The sequence below is a fragment of the uncultured Coprobacter sp. genome (genome assembly GCF_947855755.1).
Taxonomy (GTDB): domain Bacteria; phylum Bacteroidota; class Bacteroidia; order Bacteroidales; family Coprobacteraceae; genus Coprobacter.
This window is the reverse complement of sequence record NZ_CANUAR010000001.1, coordinates 347933-369960: the sequence shown is the minus strand read 5'-3', so window position 1 is coordinate 369960 and position 22028 is coordinate 347933. Positions and strand designations below refer to the sequence as shown.

Here is a 22028-nt window from a genome sequence, read left to right as displayed (position 1 = left end):
TTGAAGAGCACCTTTTTTATATAAATGGATATGTTCATAATTTATTGTTATAATTTGTTTTTATAGATTTGCCCGTCTTTTATAATCAATAGAATATTGTCATCGGGGTTTTCCAGTAATTGAATATTTTCCAAAACATTTCCGTTTATAAGTAACATGTCGGCAAAAGCACCTTCCTTGATTACTCCTAAATCTCCGGGATAGGGGTTTCTCGATCCCGAAAGAGACAATAGCCGAGCATTATCATAGGTGACCATTTTCAGTATTTCGAAATTACTGAACCAGTTTTTAAGTTTCCCTATATCTTTATTTTGGTTTTTCGTATTGGCAGGATTGAATAGTAAATCAGTTCCCCATCCGAGTTTTACCTGATATTTCTTTGCCAATCTGTAAGCATTATCTGTATTTTGAACAATCATCTTATGTTTTTCCTGCTGTTCTTGAGTGGGATATTGATTGTCGTCGAGGGTAAAAGGTTGCATACAGAGCCATACTTCTTTTCGAGCGATCAATTCCATTGTCGCTTCATCGATCAAGTGTCCGTGTTCTATGCTTTTTACACCGGCTTGTATTGCTCGGGTGATTGCTTGCGGTACATAGACATGTACCATTACATAAGTACCTGCATTTTCAGCCGCTTTTACAGCGGCATGAATCTCTTCTTCAAAATATTGGGAATCTTGCAGGCGATCATAAAGTGAGGCAACTCCGCCTCCGGTCATCAATTTTATTTGGCTAGCACCCAACCTCAGATTATTCCGTGCTGCGACGGTAACGGCATCCACTCCGTCTGCGATAATAGCCGCACCTATTTTTTCGGTGTGAGTCAGACAACAACAGCCGAAAGGTCGGGGATCGTCATATACAGCTCTGAAATCACCATGTCCTCCGGTTTGAGAAATGAGAGATCCGCTCGGATAAATTCTGGGACCCGGAATAATTCCTTCATCGATGGCACGTTTTAGTCCGAACACCGGACCTCCGGCATCCCGTATCGTAGTGAAACCGCGCATTAAGGTTTTTCCGGCTTCGACACCGGCTTTTAATTGTGTGTAGGACGTTTCTGCAGTGAGCAAGTCTATCATTGTGTTACAGCACATGTAGGAGTGCCAGTGTGCATCGATGAGTCCGGGCATCAGAAATTTACCTTTTCCGTCGATTACCGTTCCTTCTGCCGATATCGTTCCGGGTTCGGCTATTTTATTTATTTGGTTGTTCAGGATCAGAATATCTCCCATAACCGTTTCTTCGTCTGTTCCGTTGAATATCCGAACGTTTTTTATTAAAATCGTTTGTTCCATATCGATATAGATGCTGTTTTGTCGATAAAACGGAATTACGTGAAAAAAGTTTGTCTTTTTACGGATAATTGGATAACGATCTTTTTTTCTGTCTGACTGTCGTTTTAATTTTTTATATCCGGAGAGGGAAGGGGAGGGGTGGTTGAAAAAACGAATGAGAACCGGCAATCATGGAGTGATTATCTCGAATGTGAAAAGACTCCTAAAAGTCACGTAAAACGACTTTTAGGAGTCTCTTCAGATACGATTTTCAAGAAATATGTCTTTATGTCTGAATTTAGATGATACCTTGAGCCATCATTGCCTTTGCAACTTTCATAAATCCGGCGATATTAGCACCTTTCATATAATTGATATATCCGTCTTTTTCAGTACCGTATTTTACACATTGGTGATGAATATCGCTCATGATCTGATGCAGTTTGGCATCAACCTCTTCGGCAGACCAACTGATATGCATGGCATTTTGGGTCATTTCAAGTCCGGATGTCGCAACACCTCCTGCGTTTACAGCCTTTCCCGGGCCATACATGATACGGTGTTTGATAAACAAATCTATTGCTTCGGGGCGACAGCCCATATTCGAAATTTCTCCTACACAGATAACTCCGTTAGCGATTAGTTGCTTAGCGTCGTTCTCGTCCAGTTCGTTTTGAGTAGCACAAGGAAGAGCGATGTCGACTTTTTGCTCCCAAGGTCGTTTATCCGGAAAAAACTCTACTCCGAATTTTTCGGCATACGGGGCAACGATATCATTCCCTGAGCTGCGGAGTTCGAGCATGTAATCGATTTTTTCACCGGAGACTCCGGCTGGATCATAAATGTAACCGTCAGGTCCTGATAAAGTAACGACTTTAGCACCCAATTCGGTTGCTTTGGTTACTGCTCCCCATGCTACATTTCCAAAACCGCTTACGGCAATAGTTTTTCCTTTAATTTCTATTCCTTTGGTCGATAACATCTGTTTTACGAAATATAATCCTCCGAATCCTGTGGCTTCGGGACGGATTAAAGACCCGCCGAACTCCAGACCTTTACCTGTAAATGTGCCAGTATTTTCTCGTTTCAGTTTTTTATACATTCCGTACATATAACCCACTTCGCGACCGCCTACGCCTATATCGCCGGCAGGAACATCGGTGTCAGGACCTATATGCCGCCATAATTCGAGCATGAAAGCTTGGCAGAAACGCATTATTTCACCATCGGACTTTCCTCGCGGACTGAAGTCCGATCCGCCTTTAGCTCCGCCCATAGGCAGGGTTGTCAATGCATTCTTAAATGTCTGTTCGAATCCTAAAAATTTCAGAATAGACAGGTTTACGGAAGCATGAAATCTTATACCGCCTTTGTACGGGCCTATCGCATTATTAAATTGTATGCGGTATCCGAGATTTACTTGAACATTGCCTTTGTCGTCTACCCAAGGAACTTTAAATGTAAATATCCGGTCAGGTTCGACAAGTCGTTCTATGATTTTAGCTTTTTCAAATTCGGGGTGTTCATTATAGGTTTCCTCGATCGATAGGAGTACCTCGTGGACAGCTTGGAGATACTCCGGTTCACCCGGGTGTTTAGCCTCGAGCGATGCCATGATGTCTTTTATGTTCATAGCGATGTGTTTTTATAAGGTTACTTATTTATTTTTAAGAGCTTTGGATAGTACCTTTAGCCCTTATTGCAAATTTAATCATTTATGCGGATAAAAAAATTATTTTTGCTAAATTTGAACATCGAAGAGCTAAAATAAATTTTAGCATTTTGTAATCTGAATATACCGAAATTGATTATGGAAACTCAAAATATAAAGCAATTATATTTAAAAGACACCTCTTTTGCTAACTTAATGCAAAAACGAATCTTTAATGTGTTGCTTATTGCCAGTCGTTATGACGCTTTTATTCTTGAAGAGGACGGGCGTGTGGACGAACAGATTTTTTTCGAATATACGTCTTTGAACTTGAGTTCGCCTCCTCGAGTTACTCAGGCAAATAGTTTTGACGAAGCTTTTCGGGAACTATCCGGAAAACGTTATGACCTGATAATTGCCATGCCGGGAATTGAAAATAGTGATACGTTCGAGAAAGCGAAGGAGATAAAAAGCATTTATCCCGATATTCCTATCGTGGTGTTGACCCCGTTCTCTCAGGAAGTATCGCGGCGGATCAGTAACGAGGATCTCAGTGGTGTCGATTATGTATTCAGTTGGCTTGGGAATGCTGATCTTTTGCTGGCTATCATCAAATTGATAGAAGACAAAATGAATGCTGAGGAGGATATAAATTCCGTAGGAGTGCAAGTAATTTTGCTGGTAGAAGATTCGATTCGTTTTTATTCTTCTATTTTGCCGCATCTTTATAAATTTGTATTGAAACAGTCGCAAATATTCTCGACCGAAGCTTTGAATCAGCATGAGCAGATGCTCAGGATGCGCGGACGTCCTAAAATAAAGCTTGCCCGTACCTATGAAGAGGCGGTTGCGATCTATAATAAGTATCCTAATAATATGTTGGGAATCGTTACCGATGTCTCTTTTAAGAGAGCTGGAGAAAAAGATAAGAAAGCCGGTTTGAAATTTTGTTCTTATATACGAGAGAAAGATGAATTTCTGCCGATTATAATCGAGTCTTCAGAGGTGGAGAATCAAAAAGACGCGATGTTTCTGAATGCTTGTTTTTTGGATAAGAACTCTAAAAAGTTACCTGTCGATTTGCGTAAAACTATTCTTCGGAATTTTGGTTTCGGAGATTTCGAGTTTATCAATCCTCATACAGGAGAAGTTATTGCGACGGTACGTAATCTGAAAGATTTGCAAAATACGATAATGTCTATTCCCGATGATTCGTTATATTATCATGGTTCTCGTAATCATATTTCTCGCTGGCTTTATTCCCGGGCGATGTTTCCGATAGCCGAATTGCTCCGCCAGAAACAATTTACCGACATTAGCGAATCGCAAGAAATGCGACAGCTTATTTTTGATGCTATCGTACAGTATCGTAAAATGAAAAATCGAGGAGTCGTTGCTATTTTTCAACGAGAGAGATTCGATAAATATTCTAATTTTGCCCGTATAGGACAAGGGTCTTTAGGGGGAAAGGGACGAGGACTTGCGTTTATCGATTCTATGATCAAGCGGCATCCGATACTTGAGAATTATGAGGGCGTGAGTGTCTCGATTCCTAAAACGGTGGTTCTTTGCACCGATATTTTCGATGAGTTTATGGAGACGAACAATCTTTATCAGATTGCATTGTCCGACCTGCCTGATGAGGATATTCTGGAATATTTTTTGAAAGCTAAATTACCAGATAAATTGGTCGATGATTTTATGGCATTCTTCGAAGTGGTAGGGCGTCCTATCGCGATTCGTTCGTCCAGTCTGCTCGAAGATTCTCATTACCAGCCTTTCGCAGGAATTTATTCGACTTATATGATTCCCTTTCTTGAGGATAAAGATGAAATGCTCCGGTTGTTGAGCGATGCTATTAAAGGGGTATATGCTTCTGTTTTTTATGCCGACAGTAAAGCATATATGACCGCAACATCTAATGTAATCGATCAGGAAAAGATGGCGATTATTTTGCAGGAAGTGGTGGGCTCGCAATATGGAGATCGTTATTATCCGTCTTTTGCCGGAGTAGGAAGATCTTTGAATTATTATCCGATCAATGATGAGAAAGCGGAAGACGGAGTCGTTGACGTTGCCGTGGGGTTAGGAAAATATATCGTCGATGGGGGGCGGAGTTTACGTTTTTCGCCTAAACATCCGTGTAATGTATTGCAAACCAGTACGCTCGATTTGGCGCTTAGCGATACTCAAACGCGTTTTTATGCTCTTGATTTGAAAAGCATGGGAAAAACTTTTTCGATCGATGATAGTTTTAATTTGTTGAAGCTATCTATCCGAGACGCAGAAAAAGATAATTCGTTACGCGGTATGGTTTCGACTTTTGACCCGTATGATCAGATAATCCGTGACGGATATTATGAAGGAGGAAGAAAAGTCGTTACCTTTGCAAATATCTTGCAACATGGGGTATTTCCTTTAGCTGAATTATTAAAAATGATGCTGGAGTTCGGGTCTCAGGAGATGGGACGTCCTGTAGAGATAGAATTTGCAGCGAATCTGCCCAATCAGGAACACAAACAGGGAACGTTGTATTGGTTGCAGATACGTCCTATCGTAGATACGAAAGAAATGCGAGATGACGAAATCGGAGAGGTGAGGGATGAGGACTTGCTTTTAAAGACCGACTCGGCATTAGGGCATGGCATTATGGATAATATATGTCATGTGGTATATGTAAAAAGCGATAATTTCAGGTCTTCGAATAATTCTTTGATAGCAAGAGAAATAGAGAAGATCAACCGTATGTTTACCGAACGGGGTGAAAATTATATATTGATAGGACCGGGACGTTGGGGATCGAGTGATACAGCTCTCGGAATACCTGTTAAATGGCCTCATATTTCTAACTCGAAGCTTATTGTCGAAACGGCGTTGGCCGGTTATCATATAGAGCCGAGTCAAGGGACTCATTTTTTTCAGAATCTAACTTCTTTCGGGGTAGGATACTTTACCATAAATCCTTCTTCAAAAGAATGTTTGTTCGATGAGGAATATTTAAACCGTCTGGATGCGGAACAGGAGACCGATTTTCTTCGGGTTGTGCGGTTCGAACATCCGGTAATAGTAAAGATAAACGGGAAAAAAAGCATTGGTATTGTTATAAAACCGGATGCTGGAAATGTAAAAGAAAAGTAAAATAATTTATATAAAACGGGAATGAAGTCAAAATTTATGAAATCGATGCAATTGTTGTGGCAAGCTTCTCCGACTGTGGATGAGGAAGACGAAACACTCCGAGAGAAAGAAAATGCCCGGCAGGATTGTTCTGTTGACCCGAATTTGGCAAAAGAATATGTGCGGGCTCTTACCGAAGAACAGATACCGCAACCGTTATTGGATAAGATGGCGGATCTCATCAACGAGTCTATTCCCGAATTGGTCCGTCAGTCGATAGATAAAGAAGCTGAGAAACGGAATATCTATAATCATTTGTTGTCTCCCTTTACCGATTATATCCGATTTATATACGAGAAAATACAAACAGAAGGCTCTTCGCAGTGGAAACAAGACGAGATTCGGTTGAAGGATCAGGTAAAAGAGTTGAATGACTATATACATGAACTTTCTTCGAAACAGGAAGAGTTCCAAAGCCAGTATTTAAGCGCCGAACGGCAAAAGAGGGCATTGGGTGAGCGGGTTCATGAATTGGAAATGCGTATCGTGACTTTTGAGGCTGAAAAGGAGCAAAGCGATATGGAAAAAAGTGCGCTGAACAATAAGCTTAAAGTTGCAGCTGTGCAGGAAAAAAATAAGGCGGATGAGTTAGCTGCTTTGCAGGAAGAAAAATCTCGTCTTGAACAGGAATTGGTAGAAGCACGACAAATCGATCAGTCTCTTCCCGATAAATTGCGAGAAGCTACCGAAAAGGCGAACAGTTTGCAGAAACAACTGGATACTATTGTTGCAAAACAACAAGATGCCGATAATGCTTTGGGTATTTTGCAAACTGAAAATACCGGATTGCGGGAGGAAATTGATCGGATAATGATCGAGAATAAAGATTTGCATGAATCTCTGACAAAAGTATTGCATGCTAAGGATGATGCCGTACGGCAGGCTGTGGAGAGAGAAGAAATGTTGAAGCGTAAAGTTGATTCTTTGTTATTGGAGAAACAACAACTTTCCGACTTGTCGGTTTCTAAGGAAAATGAAATAGAATCTGTTCGAAATGAACTGCGTGTATTGACAGAAGAGCTGGAAAAACAGAAAAGTGCCGATGAGATGTTGAATGAAACTCTTGATGCAAAAGCTCGTTTGGAGGCGGCTCTTTCAGAATCAGAAGATCAAATGCGCTCTTTAAAACAGAATATCGAAAATGAAGAGCGTAGGAGTGGAGAATTGCAGTCTTCTGTGAAATTATTGGAAAGTCGGATTGACCTTTTGGAAAAAGAAAAAAACGGTGTATCGGCATTATTAGAAAAAAAATCGGCTGAATTGGAAATTCAGCGGAAACAGTCTGAAGAAATCGGTGCGAGTCTTAAGGATATGGCAGATCTTAAACACCAATTGTTAGTTGCTAACGATATGTTGGCTGCAGTGAAGTCGCAACGGCAGGAATTGTTTGCAGAGATAGAAAAAGAGAAGTCGGAACGAACGGAATTGCAACAGAAATTGTTAGTATCTGAAGAGACGGTTCGGCAGTTTGAGAACGATCAGCAGATCGATAGAAAAAATATCCGGGCATTGATGGCAGAGATAGATGCCCTGAAAGACGAACTGAAAAAAAATACTCGGGACAGTCGATTTTTAGATGAACCCGAAGAACTCGATTGGTTAGTTCCTACACGTCCTGATACGCCGGAAGAAATAGCTCGTAAAAAAGCGGAAAAGAAACTGCAGGAGAAAGAACTGATGGCAGAGGAAGAAAAGACAGAGATAAAACCGGATCCGTCGCAAATGAGTTTATGGTAATTTAAATGTAATAAAAATATGCACAAGATTGATATTTCTGTATTGAAAGATAATGTTATAGATCTTATCGGAAAACAATGGATGTTGATCACGGCCGGAAATATAGACCATTATAATACGATGACGGCCAGTTGGGGGACAATCGGTTTCTTATGGGGTAAGCCGGTTGCTTGTGTTGTTATACGCCCTCAGAGATACACTCTTGAATTTGTAGAAAAGGAAGAGTGTTTTACTCTCTCTTTTTTTAATGAGCAGTATCGGGATGCCCTTAAATTGTGCGGTACGAAATCTGGACGAGAAATAGATAAGGCAAAAGTAGCGGGTATAACTCCTTTTGAACTTTCCCAAGGATGCGTTGCATTTAAAGAAGCACGATTAATTTTTAAATGTCGTAAGTTATATTGTGGTCAGTTACAAAAAAATTCTTTTATTGATAAATCTATTTTGGAAACTTGGTATCCTTCCCGAGACCTGCATAAAATATTTATTGGGGAAATAGAAGAGGTCTGGGAAGAATGACCTTAATTTGTTAGTTGTTGAGCGGGTGCTGAAGGGTTCTCGTTTTTTTCTTCAATAACCATAGACAGTACTGTTTGTAGGAATTTTATTTGTTCTACGGGTAAATTTCTGGCTATGGTTTCTATCATTATAGCAATCTCCTCAAGCGTGAAAGTTGCTCCTCCTGTAATCGTATGCGATACTTCACTGAAGAAAATCCCATAATTGACATGTTCTTCTTCGCACTTTTGTTGTAAAGCGATAGCCAGCTTTTTTATCTCATTCATAATGCCGGTTTTTGTGGTTAAAAATCTTTTATCTGTTTATGTCGGGTGATGATAAATCTTCAAAATTTTGTATATTAGTTATTGCAAAACTAACAAAATAGTTCTCTGTTTTTGCACAAATAAGTACAAATTTATCGATTAAATATTATTTTAGCATGGCTGTGACGAAAAAAATTGTCTATTCCGGAGATAAATTCAGGGAATATTTAAACCGACATAAGATAACTTATCAAGAAGCTTCTCTACAATTAGGTATAGATAAGAATACGATCGGAAAAGCAGTCAGAGGTGGAAACCTGAATTTGAATGTTTTATTGACGATTTGTAATTTCTATGGTTTAGATATCTCGGAATTTTTTAAATCAGAAACTCTTTCCGACAAAAATAATGGATATCCCGCTTCGGTATCGTTGTCCGATCTTTCCAAGACTGTTCCTTTTGTTGCGGAAGAGGTTGCCGGATATATTGTCAAGAATGGGGTTTCTCCGGAAATAGAAGAGCTGATTCTTTCGAAAGATAAAGAAATATCGTTGTTGAAAGAAATGAACAATTTGTATAAAGAGAGACTTGATCTCTATCAAAAGAAATTATTTTCTATCTGATCCTATTTTTGTAGTTCAAAAACTCGAATAGACAGACGAGTTTCCTCTTGTTTTTGTTCGGTATATTCTGCGAAATCTAAATATTATATCCTAAATAATATAAATTATAAGTTAATTATTATTAAATAATTTATTTACAAGAGGTTCTTTGAAGTCTCGTTGGAAATAGAATAAAAAAGTTTTCAAGATAGTTTTAGGAAGACATTTTATTTTTCTCCTATATAGATAGAACATATTCCGAAAGTCAGTTTTTTGCAGTAGGTTTTGGAAAACCCGGCTTTATGAAATATTTTCAGCATTTCTTCTCCTTGCGGAACGGCAGCGATCGATCGGGGTAGGTACGTATAGGCTTGGCTGTCTTTGGTAAACAGTTTTCCCATTAATGGGATAATATGGAATGTATATAATCGGTAAAGTTGTTTGAATGGAAAATGTTCGGGGGTCGAGAATTCGATCACTACCAACGTACCTCCGGGTTTCAATACCCGATACATCTCGGAGTATCCTTTTTCCAAATGTTCAAAATTGCGAACGCCGAAAGATACCGTAATCGCATCGAATGTATTGTCTGCAAATGACAATGAGAGACAGTCCTCGCAGAAGAACTTTATTTTGTCATTGAGATGGTATTCATCTATTTTTTTGCGGGCTATATTTAGCATTCCTTCCGACAGGTCTATCCCCGTAATACTTTCGGGAGAAAACATTTTTTCCATGAGCAGAGGCAAGTCTCCCGTGCCGGTAGCAATGTCGAGTATTGTTTTGGGGTGATATGCTGCGAGCCGTTTCATCGCCGCACGTCTCCATTGTTTGTCTATACCGAAAGTCATCATTCTGTTCAGCATGTCGTATGTCGGGGCAATTGTGTCGAACATTTGCCGGACTTGAGAACTTTTTGACTCTTTTTTATTATAGGGAAGTATCGATTCTGCTTTGTATTTATCCATAAAAAGGATTATTTGAAAAAATAATATTGAAAAGCAAAAGCCGAAGAACGTGTTTATCGGCAATTGCTTTTCATTGTATGATTTATTCCGGCATTTATTGTTTGTTTAAAAAATCCGTGACATTACGCTCTATACGGGCGGCGACATTCTCGGTGTCAGCTTTGATAAATTTTTCACCGACGATATGTTCATAAAGTTCTATATACCGTTCTGAGACGCTTTCGCAATATGCAGGAGTCATTTCTGGCACTTTTTGACCTTCTTTCCCTTGAAAACCGTTTTGGATAAGCCATTGACGGACGAATTCTTTAGAAAGCTGCCGTTGTTCTTCGCCTTTGGCAAGACGTTCGGCATAACCATCTGCATAAAAGTAACGAGAAGAGTCCGGCGTATGTATCTCGTCGATCAGGATGATTTTACCGTCTTTTTTCCCGAATTCATATTTTGTATCGACAAGAATCAATCCTTTTTCGGCAGCCATCTCACTCCCTCTCTTAAATAATGCTTGCGTATATTTCTCGAGTTGTTCGTAATCTTCTTTTGAAACGATGCCTTGTGCAATGATCTCTTCTTTCGAAATATTCTCATCATGGCCTTCTTCAGCCTTGGTTGTCGGAGTAATAATCGGAGTTTCGAATTTTTGATTCTCTATCATTCCTTCGGGTAACGTAATACCGCATAATGTCCGATCTCCGGCTTTATAAGCCCGCCATGCACTGCCGGTCAGATAACCGCGAATAACCATTTCTACTTTAAACGGTTCGCAACGTACGCCGACGGTAACCATCGGATCGGGAGTTGCGATTTTCCAGTTTGGGACAATGTCCGAAGTTGCATCGAGAAATTTTGCAGCAATTTGGTTCAATACTTGTCCTTTATAAGGAATCCCTTCAGGAAGTATTACGTCGAAAGCGGAAATTCGGTCACTGGCGACCATTACCAACAGTTCGTCGTTGATATTGTACACATCGCGTACTTTCCCGTGATATACACTTTTTTGACCCGGAAAGTTGAAGTCTGTTTTTACCAAAGCATTTTTCATTTCTGTAATACTTATTATGTTGTTATAATTCTTTTTTTTCTTTATTTATTTCGGGTATCGTTGTAGATCTCATTTCTTTTTTTCGTTTTTCTTCAAACTTTTCATAAGCCTCGACAATTCGTTGTACCAGTTTATGCCGTACGATATCTTTCTTTCCGAATTCTACTTTTCCGATCCCTGTTACGCCTTTTAATATTTTTATAGCCTGAACCAACCCGGATGTTTGAGAGGAGGGGAGATCGATTTGGCTCATATCTCCGGTAACTATCATTTTTGCATTCATGCCTAATCGTGTAAGGAACATTTTGATCTGGTGCGTCGTCGTATTTTGAGCTTCATCAAGAATAATGACGGCATCGCTCAAAGTTCGTCCCCTCATAAATGCCAGCGGGGCTATTTGTATGACGTTGTTTTCCATCAGGTCTTTCAATTTAGCTGCGGGAATCATATCTTGTAGAGCGTCATAGAGAGGCTGTAGATAAGGGTCGATTTTATCTTTCATATCTCCCGGAAGAAATCCCAGTTTTTCTCCTGCTTCTACTGCGGGACGGCTTAGAATAATTTTTTTTACTTCTTTATTTTTCAATGCTCGAACCGCCAAGGCTATAGCTACGTATGTTTTTCCCGATCCGGCAGGACCTAAAGCAAAAACAAGATCGTTCGTTTCGAAGGCTTTTACCAGTTTTTGTTGGTTTTCGGTACGTCCTATGATCGGTTTTCCGTTTACTCCGTGTATAATGAGATGTTCCTGTTTTACCTCAGTAGGAGTTTGTCCTTTTACAATGTCGATGATAATTTCTTCATTGAGGATATTGTATTCTGCACAATATTTTTCAAGCTGTTTTATTTTACTTTCGAAAATCGCCGTTTCATTTTCATCTCCGATTACCTTGATAACCATTCCTCGTGCGGCAAAACGTAGTTTCGGAAATAAAGTTTTTATCAATTGTATGTTGCAGTTGTTGATTCCGTAGAATACAACCGGGTCGATGTTTTCCAAAATTATTATTCTCTCGATCATCCGGCAAGTTTATCTTCTCTATTAAAATTGTAATTTATTGTATATAAATGGTTTTGTGATATACGACGATAGTTTCGAATAACACGGGCAAAGGTAATAAATAAAGCATATATTTTCTGCATCTGTAAAAATAAAAGATGAGTAATTGAGCTTATTATTATCTTTGTATGATTATAGTAACAATTAATCGAGGAAATATGGCATGGATTTATCTTTTATTAGGAGGTTTATTTGAAATAGGGTGGCCGCTCGGATTTAAATTGGCTCATGGTTCGTCAGGTAAAATCTTATGGATAACATTCTCGGTGTTGTCTATGGCTTTGAGCGGGTTATTTCTTTTTATGGCTCAAAAAACAATACCGATCGGTACGGCTTATGTCGTTTGGACGGGAATCGGTGCTGTCGGAACATTACTTATCGGCGTATTCTTTTTCGGTGATCCGGCTTCGTTTTGGCGATTATTCTCTGCTTTTCTTGTGGTTGCCGGAATAGTCGGTATAAAAATAGCCTCTTGATAATTGTATTTTATCATGCCTTTTTATAAGGTGTGTGTGATGAGACTTTTATATCTGATTCTGTTTCGTTGCGAAACAAAATTGAATTTGCACTTAGGAAAATATTTGTATGTTATGAATGTTGATTTGAATGCGGATACCACTAAAATAAAATTATTCCGGTGGTATCCGTATTTTATTTTTCGTCGAAAAATTTAAAGTAATCTCTTAAAATAAACTCCAAGCGACAGTAAGCCCTGCCATGACAATTGCGACCATACTCATAAGTTTGATCAGAATATTCAAGCTTGGGCCTGAAGTATCTTTAAACGGATCTCCTACGGTGTCGCCTACGACGGTAGCCTTGTGAACCTCACCGCCTTTGCCTCCGAAATTGCCTTCTTCAACATATTTTTTTGCATTATCCCACGCTCCTCCGGCATTTGCCATAAAGATAGCAAGAACAAAACCTGAACTGAGTCCTCCGATTAATAGTCCGATGACTCCCGGAACTCCGAAAATAAGTCCGGTCGCAATGGGTGCGATAATTGCCAATAATGAAGGAAATACCATTTCTCGTTGAGCACCTTTGGTAGAAATTGCCACACAACGGGCATAATCCGGTTCAGCTTCTCCGGTAAGGATACCTTTTATTTCTCTAAATTGTCGGCGAACTTCCTCCACCATGTGTGCTGCAGCTCGCCCCACAGCATTCATTGTAAGCCCACAGAAAAGAAATGCCATCATAGAACCGATAAAAATTCCCGACAATACTTTGGGGTTCATTAAAGTTACGTCATAGTAATACATAAAATCTACGAATGTAGCTTTATGCGTTTCTATCATACTTCCGTCTGCAAATATGAGAATCTCTTCTCCGATGCGAGTCAGACCGATGCGTATTTCCTCGATATAGGAAGCCAGTAACGCTAATCCGGTCAGTGCTGCCGATCCGATGGCAAAACCTTTTCCTGTGGCGGCAGTGGTATTTCCCAATGAGTCGAGAGCATCGGTACGTTTCCTCACTTCTTGACCTAATTCGCTCATCTCTGCATTTCCTCCTGCATTATCGGCGATAGGTCCGTAAGCATCGGTCGCTAAAGTGATACCTAATGTCGAGAGCATTCCTACTGCAGCAATTCCGATTCCGTAAAGTCCCATAGAGATATTTGCAAAGTCGAATCCTGAAGCGAACCAATAGGAAAGAATGATGCCGAGAACTACGGCTAATACCGGTATGGTTGTGGATACCATACCCAGACCTATTCCTGAAATAATTACGGTAGCAGGTCCGGTTTTACCGCTTTCCGAAAGTTTTTGTGTCGGTTTATAAGATTGAGATGTGTAATATTCTGTAGAACGCCCTATTATAACGCCGACTAATAGTCCTATCACTACGGCGCAAGATATGTATATCCAGTTTTCAAGTTGTAAAGCCCATAAAATCAGAAATGTCGCTGCAATGATCAATATTGAACTGAGGTTTGTTCCCAAAGAAAGAGCTTTGAGAAGGTCCTTCATTTTTGCATTTTCTTTTGTTCTTACGGAAAAGATTCCGATAATAGACAGAACGATACCTACTGCGGCGATCAACATCGGCGCAATAACGGCTTTAAATTGCATATCTATATCTCCGCTACCGATAAATGCCGCCGCACCGAGTGCTGAAGTTGCCAGTATCGAACCGCAATAAGATTCATACAGGTCAGCTCCCATACCGGCAACATCGCCCACATTATCACCTACGTTGTCAGCAATAGTCGCCGGATTACGCGGATCATCTTCAGGAATTCCCGCTTCTACTTTTCCCACGAGATCTGCACCTACGTCAGCAGCCTTAGTATAAATACCTCCACCGACACGAGCAAATAGAGCTTGGGTAGAAGCACCCATTCCGAATGTCAGCATTGTCGTGGTTATGATACATAATTTATTTGCCGGATTTATTGCGTCAGCCGGAATACAATAGTCGAGAAGAATATACCAGAAAGAAATATCGAAAAGACCTAAACCTACAACGACAAGTCCCATGACAGCTCCGCTTCGAAAAGCGACGGTCAATCCTCCGTTCAGAGAAGTGCGTGCTGCATTTGCCGTTCTTGCAGAAGCATAAGTTGCTGTTTTCATGCCTAAAAAGCCGGATAATCCGGAAAAGAAACCTCCGGTTAGGAAAGCTACGGGCACCCAAGGATTTTGCAAATTAAATCCGTATGCCATAATAGAAAAAAGGATTACCAGTCCCAGAAATACCAGTCCTACAACTTTATATTGCTGTTTGAGATAGGACATAGCGCCTTTACGGACATATAAGGCAATTTTTTGCATTGTTTCCGTACCTTCGCTTACGTGCATCATTTGTTTGTAGAAATACCACGCTAAAATCAGAGCGAGGATCGAAGAGGCTGGGATCAGCCAGAATAGTGAACTCTCCATTGTGCTTTCAGATTTAAAGATTATTTTCTAAAAATATGAATTTCAGCTAATAAAACAAACTGAAATCTACTAAATTATTTTAAAGGAGATAATGTTCACAATGGAAATGCTGGAACTGTAATGTTTATGTTTTAGAGTCCGCTTAAATTTTTCTATGAGAATACATATCTTCTATCTTCCTGAATCATTCTTCGATCTGTTTTTTTGTTTTCATTCGTTAGATAGCGAGCTATCTGATGAGTGAAAACGGGGAAACAGACCGGAAAAAACGTAAAGATGACCTGATGGTATTTTTTATTGGAAAATTTAAACAGGTTCTTAGTAAAAGATTATTTATTCAATATATCTTTTTTCATTCGAGCAATATCATCCAGATAATCTTGAAGATCTTGTTCATGATCTTCTTCTTCCGCTAAGATAAATTTTGCCATATTACAGGTGGTAAAGTCTATTCCTTCGGTAAACGAAGCTATATCTTCGTAACGTTTTATGGCACATCGTTCGGCAATTACGTTTTGAAATAGAATTTTCTGAACATCGAAATCGTCCGGAGCACTGTATTGACAACGTGCCAGTTCAAACCATTTTTTGGGATTTAGTACCGGTATACCTTCCAGTTCTATGATTCGGTCTGCTACGAGTTTAGCATGTTTATATTCTGCTTCGGCATGTTTTTGTAGCTCTTTTTGAATTTCGGCTCGCATAGCGCCTTCTGCCACAAGAGCTCCGATCCAGTATTGATAAAAAGATAGCCATTCTTCAGATAGCGCAGCATTCAGTTGTTCCAATACTTTGGAAACATCGATTTTATTCTTTAAAATTTCAAGACTTCCTTTTGCCATAATTTTTTTACATTAAGTTTGTTTGTCTGCTACGTAAAACAATCGATGGCAAGCATCGTTTATAGAGTAAGGAATTCTTAACAGTAAAAAATAGCTCTCCTGAGTATCTGAGGTTCGGGAGAGCTATTTGGTGGACTTTATCCTATTGGGATCTTATTTCTTCTTTTTCCCGAATAGACGGAAAATTTCACCGATCCATAAGACTAATGATGTAGAGCCGATGATCAGTAACCAATCTTGCCATGAGAGAGGAACTGTACGGAATACGTCCCCTCCGAATGTGACGATAAAAAACTGTCCTATGATAATCAATAATGCAACAGTAATAAATCCTGTATCATGCAGTAATCCGTTAAAGGCCGATTTCCCGGTTGCAAAGGCTTTAGCATTAAATAGATTCCAGAATTGTAACATTACAAAAATAGTGAAGAAGCAAGCGAGGTCGTGACGGTTTATTTCTCCTTCTGCATTGGTGAAATAGTAGAGTAGTCCCATTAAAAATGCCACGAATGCCAATCCTATCCATAATATTTGATTTCTCATAGGAGGGGTAACGATAAATGCCTCGTTTTTGCGGGGTTTGTCTTTCATTACTTCTTTATTCGGCGGTAATGAAGCCAGGGCTCCGGCGGCAAAAGTGTCCATAATGAGGTTGACCCATAGCATCTGAGTCACCGTGAGAGGCAATTCGTGACCGAAGATCGAACCTAAAAATACGATTACCAGTGCAACGACATTAATTGTAAGCTGGAATAAAAGAAAACGCTGGATATTTTGATATAAAGAACGTCCCCACATAACTGCTGTCGCAATACTTTTGAATGAGTCGTCCAGTAAAGTTATATCACTGGCTTCTTTTGCAACAGAAGTACCAGTTCCCATAGATAATCCTACATTGGCATGGTTCAGAGCTGGAGCATCATTCGTTCCGTCTCCGGTTACGGCGACAATTTGTCCGTCTTTTTGAAGCAGTTCTACCAATCGTTGTTTGTCCGTCGGACGTGCACGGCACATAACTTTTAATTTTTTTACTCGTTCGAAAGCTTCATTATCCGGCAATGCTTCGAAATCTGTACCGGTAATGATATTCTCATCCGTATCTTCCGGTTTCCAGATTCCGATCTGACGGGCAATTTCCCGAGCTGTCGCAGTTGTATCTCCTGTAACGATTTTTACTTGAATACCTGCATTCAAACACTCGGCTACGGCAGCCGGAACATCTTCCCGAACAGGATCTGAGATTGCAACGAATCCGAGAAATATGAGTCCGGTATCGGCTAATTCAGGAATAGGTAGGTTATTGTCCTCATTTATAATTTTATATGCAAACCCGAGAGTTCGCATAGCTTGATTTTGGTAAGTGAGCAGTTGTTCTTCTATTTGTTGTGTATATTGCGATACGGGTTTTTCTCCTTCCGAAGTTTCTACGGTCTTACATTTTGAAAGCACGATTTCCGGTGCGCCTTTCATATATAGCACTTTTTTCCCGATAAGAGGAGAATTTACGAGAGTTGCCATATATTTGCGTTCGGTAGAGAATGTCAGTTGTTTATCGACATGGGCATTTTCGCGCAAGGGGGTATACTCTATACCTTTATTGTGCAGCCAGAGTAGCAGGGCGGCTTCGGTCGGGTTACCTATAGTCGATACTTTTTGAGGATCTGAGTAATCTAAAAATGCTGTAGAGTTTGCGGCGATACCTTCTTTAATAAGATTGCTGGCAGTGTTGTCTGTCAGTTCCTGATTTTTCAAGGGAAAAAAGTTACTTTGAAAAACCCGCATTTGGTTTTGGGTAAGAGTTCCGGTTTTGTCGGTACAAATAACGGTTGTTGCTCCCATTGTTTCGCAAGCGTGCATTTTGCGTACCAAATTATTGGTTTGTAACATTCGTCTCATACTGAGAGCCAGACTCAGTGTTACACTCATTGGTAAACCTTCAGGAACAGCTACGACAATTAATGTTACTGCAATCATAAAATATTGTAGTATTCTATTGGCTTCTTCGATATCGATCCATGAAGATGAGTTCAACGGATTTACACCGAATAATACCCCTATACCACAGATTATAACAAAGATTATTGTACCGAATATAAACCATGTTAACCATCCGAAACGGTTAATACAACGGGGTAGGGACTTTTCTTTTCCTGCGAGGGAAAATGCATCGTATAGGATCGGAACCCAGACTTTGGATAAAGCTATGCCTCCCCCTGCCATAACAGCACCTAATAATCCGAATTGTCCCCATGTAATCGGATGAGTTATCAGGTCTTTGATAAATAGAGTTCCAAAAGTGAGAATAGCTAAAGCAAAACCAGCAACACCGATAAATTTTGCCAGCCCGTTTAATTGACGGTTCAGTGGTGTTTCTTCTCCGCTGATTTCAGTCGCTTTTTCGGCTACTTGTCCGTATTGAGTGGCGTCTCCTACTTGCTTTACTTCCATAATTCCATGTCCGTCAAGCACTTTTGTTCCCCTCATCACCCAGTTAGAGGGATAGGTTGCTTCTGAATCGAAATCTTCAGGATTCGTGGTTTTGTCGATCATTAATTCTCCGGTAAGGCAAGATTCATCTATCTGAAGAGAAATGGCTTCGAGTAATTCTCCGTCTGCAGGAATTTCTTCTCCTGTTTCGAGTAAAACTATATCTCCGACGACAATATCTTTTTTAGGAACTTCTTGAAGATTTCCGTTCCTGATTACTTTTATCATGACATCGTCGTTTACTTGATTCAGAATGTCGAATTTTTTGTTTGCATCCATTTCGAACCAAAACGCAACGCCGGTTGCTAAAAATATAGCACAAAATATTCCGATCGTTTCAGCATATTCGTTATGAATGAACGAAATGCATAATGACAATAATGCTGCGATGAGTAAAATACGGATAATCGGATCTTGAAATTTTTCGAAAAAAAGTTTCCAAAGAGGAGTTTTTTGAGGTGGAGTAAGCAGATTGCTTCCGAATTTTTCCCTACTTTCCTTCACTTGTGCATCGGTAAGTCCGGAATAGTGTTGTTTAACGTCCATTGTTTGATAGTTTAATATAAATAATTTATCGGGTACGAATATAACATTTTAAAATGGAATAGAGTTAGAGTCAGTTTAAATTTTACTCGGGTCAGATTTGAGAGTTTCTTTCGGAGATGTTTCGTCGCTTTTAACGAGGATGATAGCGAGTATCTGACAAGTGAAAACGGGGAAACAGACTGGAAGAAATTACAAAAATAACCTGATAATATATTTTTATCGGAAAATTTAAAACGGCCTCTTATCGTATTGTTTTCAGTCGTCTGTTTCGGCTGCAATGAAAAGTTTCTACTTCTTTTATTTCTTTTAAGATTTTGGATAAACCTACTATTACGGCATTCTTAAACGATTCGGAAGATTTTTTTATTCTGTTTCGAATGAAATTTCAAATAAATTCTATATCGAAAGGTTCACATTATGACGGTGTATAATAATGAAAGTTGAGAAGGTAACATAATTATTAATTTAGATCAAATGTAATAGCGTATTAATCGCAAATTAAATATTAAACAGGTTGATTATTATACTATTATAAATAAAAAAAGAGGCTTTTTCTCAAAAGTCCCTTTTTAAAGGTTTTCAATAGGTATTAATTTTTTAAGGTAAAAAAGATTGTTCTAGGTTAATGCATGCAAAGATGTACTTTTTCCTGAATCTCGCAAAAAAAATATATATGTTATATAACCTATTTTTAAGTGTCTTTTGTACAATTATATATAATTAATTTTCTGTATTTTAGTGTTATATATATAAAAAATTATATCCTTATAGCGATTAAAATTTTGCTTAAAAACGAATTATTTTTTCTTTTGAAGCTTTAAAACTTGTGCAGATCGGGCTGGTAGATACAATTTTAGCCACTCTTTCTTTTCCTTTTTATATAAAGGATCGGGAATAGAAAAATGCTCGATTGATTCGTCAATCAATCCATATCCTCCGAATGTATAAGAATCGGTATTCAATATGGTTTTATAGCTGCCTTTGGGTGCTAAGATACCGTAATCGGTAAAGGATTTGAACGGATGGAAATTGAATATAAATAATAGATCTTTTCGTATGAATGCTAAAATCTGATCTCCTCCGTTGTCCCATAATTTGGTTATGGGACTTTGTTCAAAATGTTTTACATCTTTTACCAATTTGATCATTGCCTCGTCGAAGTTTCCTAAATATTCGTATTTAAGATCTTTTCTATCGACAAGACTCCATTGTCTGCGGGCATATTTGTAAGACCAACCGTTACCTTCTCTCGGAAAATCGATCCATTCGGGATGACCGAATTCGTTACCCATAAAATTCAGATAGCCTCCATTGATAGTCGATAAAGTGACCAGCCGTATCATTTTGTGCAGAGACATTCCTCGATCAACGGTTATGTTGTCATCATTTTTCATCATGTGCCAATACATTTGATCATCGATAAGTCTGAAAATAATTGTTTTATCTCCGACAAGAGCTTGATCGTGACTTTCAGCATAATTAATGGTTTTTTCATCAGACCGTCGATTGGTCAATTCCCAAAAAATTGCAGAAGGATTCCATTCTTCATCTTTCTTTTCTTTGATTATTTTAATCCAGAAATCGGGAATCCCCATAGCCATACGATAATCGAATCCGATACCGCCATCTTCTGTTTTAGCGGCAAGACCCGGCATTCCACTCATCTCTTCGGCAATCGTTATTGCATGAGGATTGACTTCATGAATTAATTTATTTGCCAAAGTAAGATACGTGATTGCATTTTCGTCTTGTCCTCCGTCGTAATAATCATTATAACTGCCAAAAGCTTTTCCTAATCCGTGATCATAATAAAGCATCGAGGTGACGCCGTCGAAACGGAAACCGTCGAATTTGAATTCTTCAAGCCAATATTTGCAGTTGGATAATAAAAAGTGAATTACTTCATTTTTTCCATAGTCAAAACAAAGAGAATCCCATGCAGGGTGTTCTCTTCTGTGATCTCCGTAGAAAAATTGGTTGTAAGAACCGTCGAAACGTCCTAATCCTTCGACTTCATTTTTTACCGCATGAGAATGTACTATATCCATGATTACGGCTATGCCCAAAGCATGAGCTTCGTCGATTAACTGTTTCAGTTCGTCAGGTGTCCCGAAACGGGAAGAGGGAGCGAAAAAACTTGAAACGTGATACCCGAAAGATCCGTAATAAGGATGTTCCTGAATAGCCATAATTTGTATGGCATTGTATCCGTCTTTTGCGATGCGGGGGAGAATTTTTTCTCTGAATTCGTTGTAATTACCTATCCGCTCCTCTTCTTGGGCCATACCTATATGGCACTCATAAATCAGTAAAGGAGAGATTTGGGGTTTGAATTTTTTTTTCTTGAATTTATAAGGTATCTGAGGTGCCCATACTTGAGCAGAAAATATGTAAGTCTTTTCATCTTGGACGACCCGAGTTGCCCATGCAGGTATGCGTTCACCATGACCGCCATTCCAGTGCATCGATAATTTATATAAGTCGAGGTGTTTTATTTCTCCGGTTTTTAGTTTAAGCTCCCATACGCCGTTTTTCAGTCTTGAAAAGCGATATTTAGTATTCTCTTTCCATTCCGAAAAATTTCCGATCAAGAAAATATTTGTTGCATTAGGAGCCCATTCTCGTATGACCCAACCTTGCTCTGTTTTGTGAAGCCCGAAATATAAGTATCCGTCTGCGAAATCAGATAAAGATTTGCCTTTTCCGGTCAGTTCTTTTTCTTTGGAAACCGAGAGTTGAAATCGATGTTCGATAGCCGTTTTATAAGGTTCGAGCCAAGGATCGTTTTTTATTAAATTGAGAGAATCCATAATATCTTGTATCTTAAAGTGGTAGATAGAATAAAGTCGCTGGGGAATCGGTAAAATATCGGTATTACGAAGGGTAGATAAAACGTAATGTCGATTTTTGGTAATTAACTCAGAGCCTGTTTTTAATTTCCTGATAAAATCTATTCGGTTATCTTTAAATTTTCTTTCGGTCTG

General features: G+C 39.2%; 15 protein-coding genes. 5 read left to right on the top strand and 10 right to left on the bottom strand.

What is annotated here, in order from left to right:
* Positions 1–47: 47 nt before the first annotated feature.
* Together Q0093_RS01330 and gdhA are read right to left on the bottom strand one after the other, a co-directional pair.
* Positions 48–1301 carry an amidohydrolase family protein gene (locus Q0093_RS01330; protein WP_297928163.1) on the bottom strand — a complete coding sequence of 418 codons (1254 nt, stop codon included), beginning with the start codon at positions 1299–1301 and terminating at the stop codon, positions 48–50.
* Between the two features lie 277 nt (positions 1302–1578).
* Entirely contained in the window at positions 1579–2913 is a 1335-nt protein-coding gene (gene gdhA, locus Q0093_RS01325; RefSeq protein ID WP_294175755.1) for an NADP-specific glutamate dehydrogenase, read from the bottom strand.
* Between the two features lie 177 nt (positions 2914–3090).
* Between gdhA and Q0093_RS01320 the strand changes: the two genes are divergently transcribed.
* From Q0093_RS01320 to Q0093_RS01310, 3 genes are read left to right on the top strand one after another with little or no spacing between them, the layout of a single operon-like run.
* The gene (locus tag Q0093_RS01320; protein ID WP_297928162.1) at positions 3091–6069 is read left to right on the top strand and encodes a PEP/pyruvate-binding domain-containing protein; all 2979 of its coding nucleotides are present in this window, start codon (positions 3091–3093) and stop codon (positions 6067–6069) included.
* Positions 6070–6090: 21 nt separating this feature from the next.
* Positions 6091–7845: a hypothetical protein gene (locus tag Q0093_RS01315; RefSeq protein WP_297928161.1), complete on the top strand. Its 1755-nt coding sequence runs from the start codon at positions 6091–6093 to the stop codon at positions 7843–7845.
* An 18-nt stretch (positions 7846–7863) separates the two neighbouring features.
* On the top strand, positions 7864–8364 hold the full coding sequence (locus Q0093_RS01310) for a flavin reductase (RefSeq protein ID WP_297928160.1): 501 nt from the start codon (positions 7864–7866) through the stop codon (positions 8362–8364).
* A 2-nt stretch (positions 8365–8366) separates the two neighbouring features.
* Here Q0093_RS01310 and Q0093_RS01305 read toward each other — a convergent pair whose 3' ends face one another.
* Positions 8367–8630, bottom strand: coding sequence for a hypothetical protein (locus Q0093_RS01305; protein ID WP_294175759.1), 264 nt, complete (start codon positions 8628–8630; stop codon positions 8367–8369).
* A 155-nt stretch (positions 8631–8785) separates the two neighbouring features.
* Here Q0093_RS01305 and Q0093_RS01300 point away from each other — a divergent pair, with 155 nt between their 5' ends.
* Positions 8786–9232, top strand: coding sequence for a helix-turn-helix transcriptional regulator (locus tag Q0093_RS01300; RefSeq protein ID WP_294175760.1), 447 nt, complete (start codon positions 8786–8788; stop codon positions 9230–9232).
* 206 nt (positions 9233–9438) lie between these two features.
* Here Q0093_RS01300 and ubiE read toward each other — a convergent pair whose 3' ends face one another.
* From ubiE to Q0093_RS01285, 3 genes are all read right to left on the bottom strand, one after another.
* Positions 9439–10179: a bifunctional demethylmenaquinone methyltransferase/2-methoxy-6-polyprenyl-1,4-benzoquinol methylase UbiE gene (ubiE, locus tag Q0093_RS01295; protein ID WP_294175761.1), complete on the bottom strand. Its 741-nt coding sequence runs from the start codon at positions 10177–10179 to the stop codon at positions 9439–9441.
* A 94-nt stretch (positions 10180–10273) separates the two neighbouring features.
* On the bottom strand, positions 10274–11221 hold the full coding sequence (locus tag Q0093_RS01290; RefSeq protein ID WP_294175762.1) for a phosphoribosylaminoimidazolesuccinocarboxamide synthase: 948 nt from the start codon (positions 11219–11221) through the stop codon (positions 10274–10276).
* Between the two features lie 22 nt (positions 11222–11243).
* Complete coding sequence (locus tag Q0093_RS01285) at positions 11244–12242, bottom strand: PhoH family protein (RefSeq protein ID WP_294175763.1); 999 nt, start codon at positions 12240–12242, stop codon at positions 11244–11246.
* A gap of 197 nt (positions 12243–12439) precedes the next feature.
* Between Q0093_RS01285 and Q0093_RS01280 the strand changes: the two genes are divergently transcribed.
* Positions 12440–12757: a multidrug efflux SMR transporter gene (locus tag Q0093_RS01280; protein WP_294175830.1), complete on the top strand. Its 318-nt coding sequence runs from the start codon at positions 12440–12442 to the stop codon at positions 12755–12757.
* A gap of 207 nt (positions 12758–12964) precedes the next feature.
* Here Q0093_RS01280 and Q0093_RS01275 read toward each other — a convergent pair whose 3' ends face one another.
* The 4 genes from Q0093_RS01275 to Q0093_RS01260 form a co-directional block, all read right to left on the bottom strand.
* Positions 12965–15169 (bottom strand): sodium-translocating pyrophosphatase, encoded by a 2205-nt coding sequence (locus Q0093_RS01275; protein ID WP_294175764.1) that lies wholly within the window; start codon positions 15167–15169, stop codon positions 12965–12967.
* Between the two features lie 329 nt (positions 15170–15498).
* A complete protein-coding gene (locus Q0093_RS01270; RefSeq protein ID WP_294175765.1) occupies positions 15499–16011 on the bottom strand; it encodes a ferritin-like domain-containing protein in 513 nt (170 codons plus the stop codon).
* Positions 16012–16164: 153 nt separating this feature from the next.
* Complete coding sequence (locus Q0093_RS01265; protein WP_294175766.1) at positions 16165–19044, bottom strand: calcium-translocating P-type ATPase, PMCA-type; 2880 nt, start codon at positions 19042–19044, stop codon at positions 16165–16167.
* 797 nt (positions 19045–19841) lie between these two features.
* The gene (locus Q0093_RS01260) at positions 19842–21854 is read right to left on the bottom strand and encodes an alpha amylase C-terminal domain-containing protein (protein WP_294175767.1); all 2013 of its coding nucleotides are present in this window, start codon (positions 21852–21854) and stop codon (positions 19842–19844) included.
* Between the last annotated feature and the right edge of the window lie 174 nt (positions 21855–22028).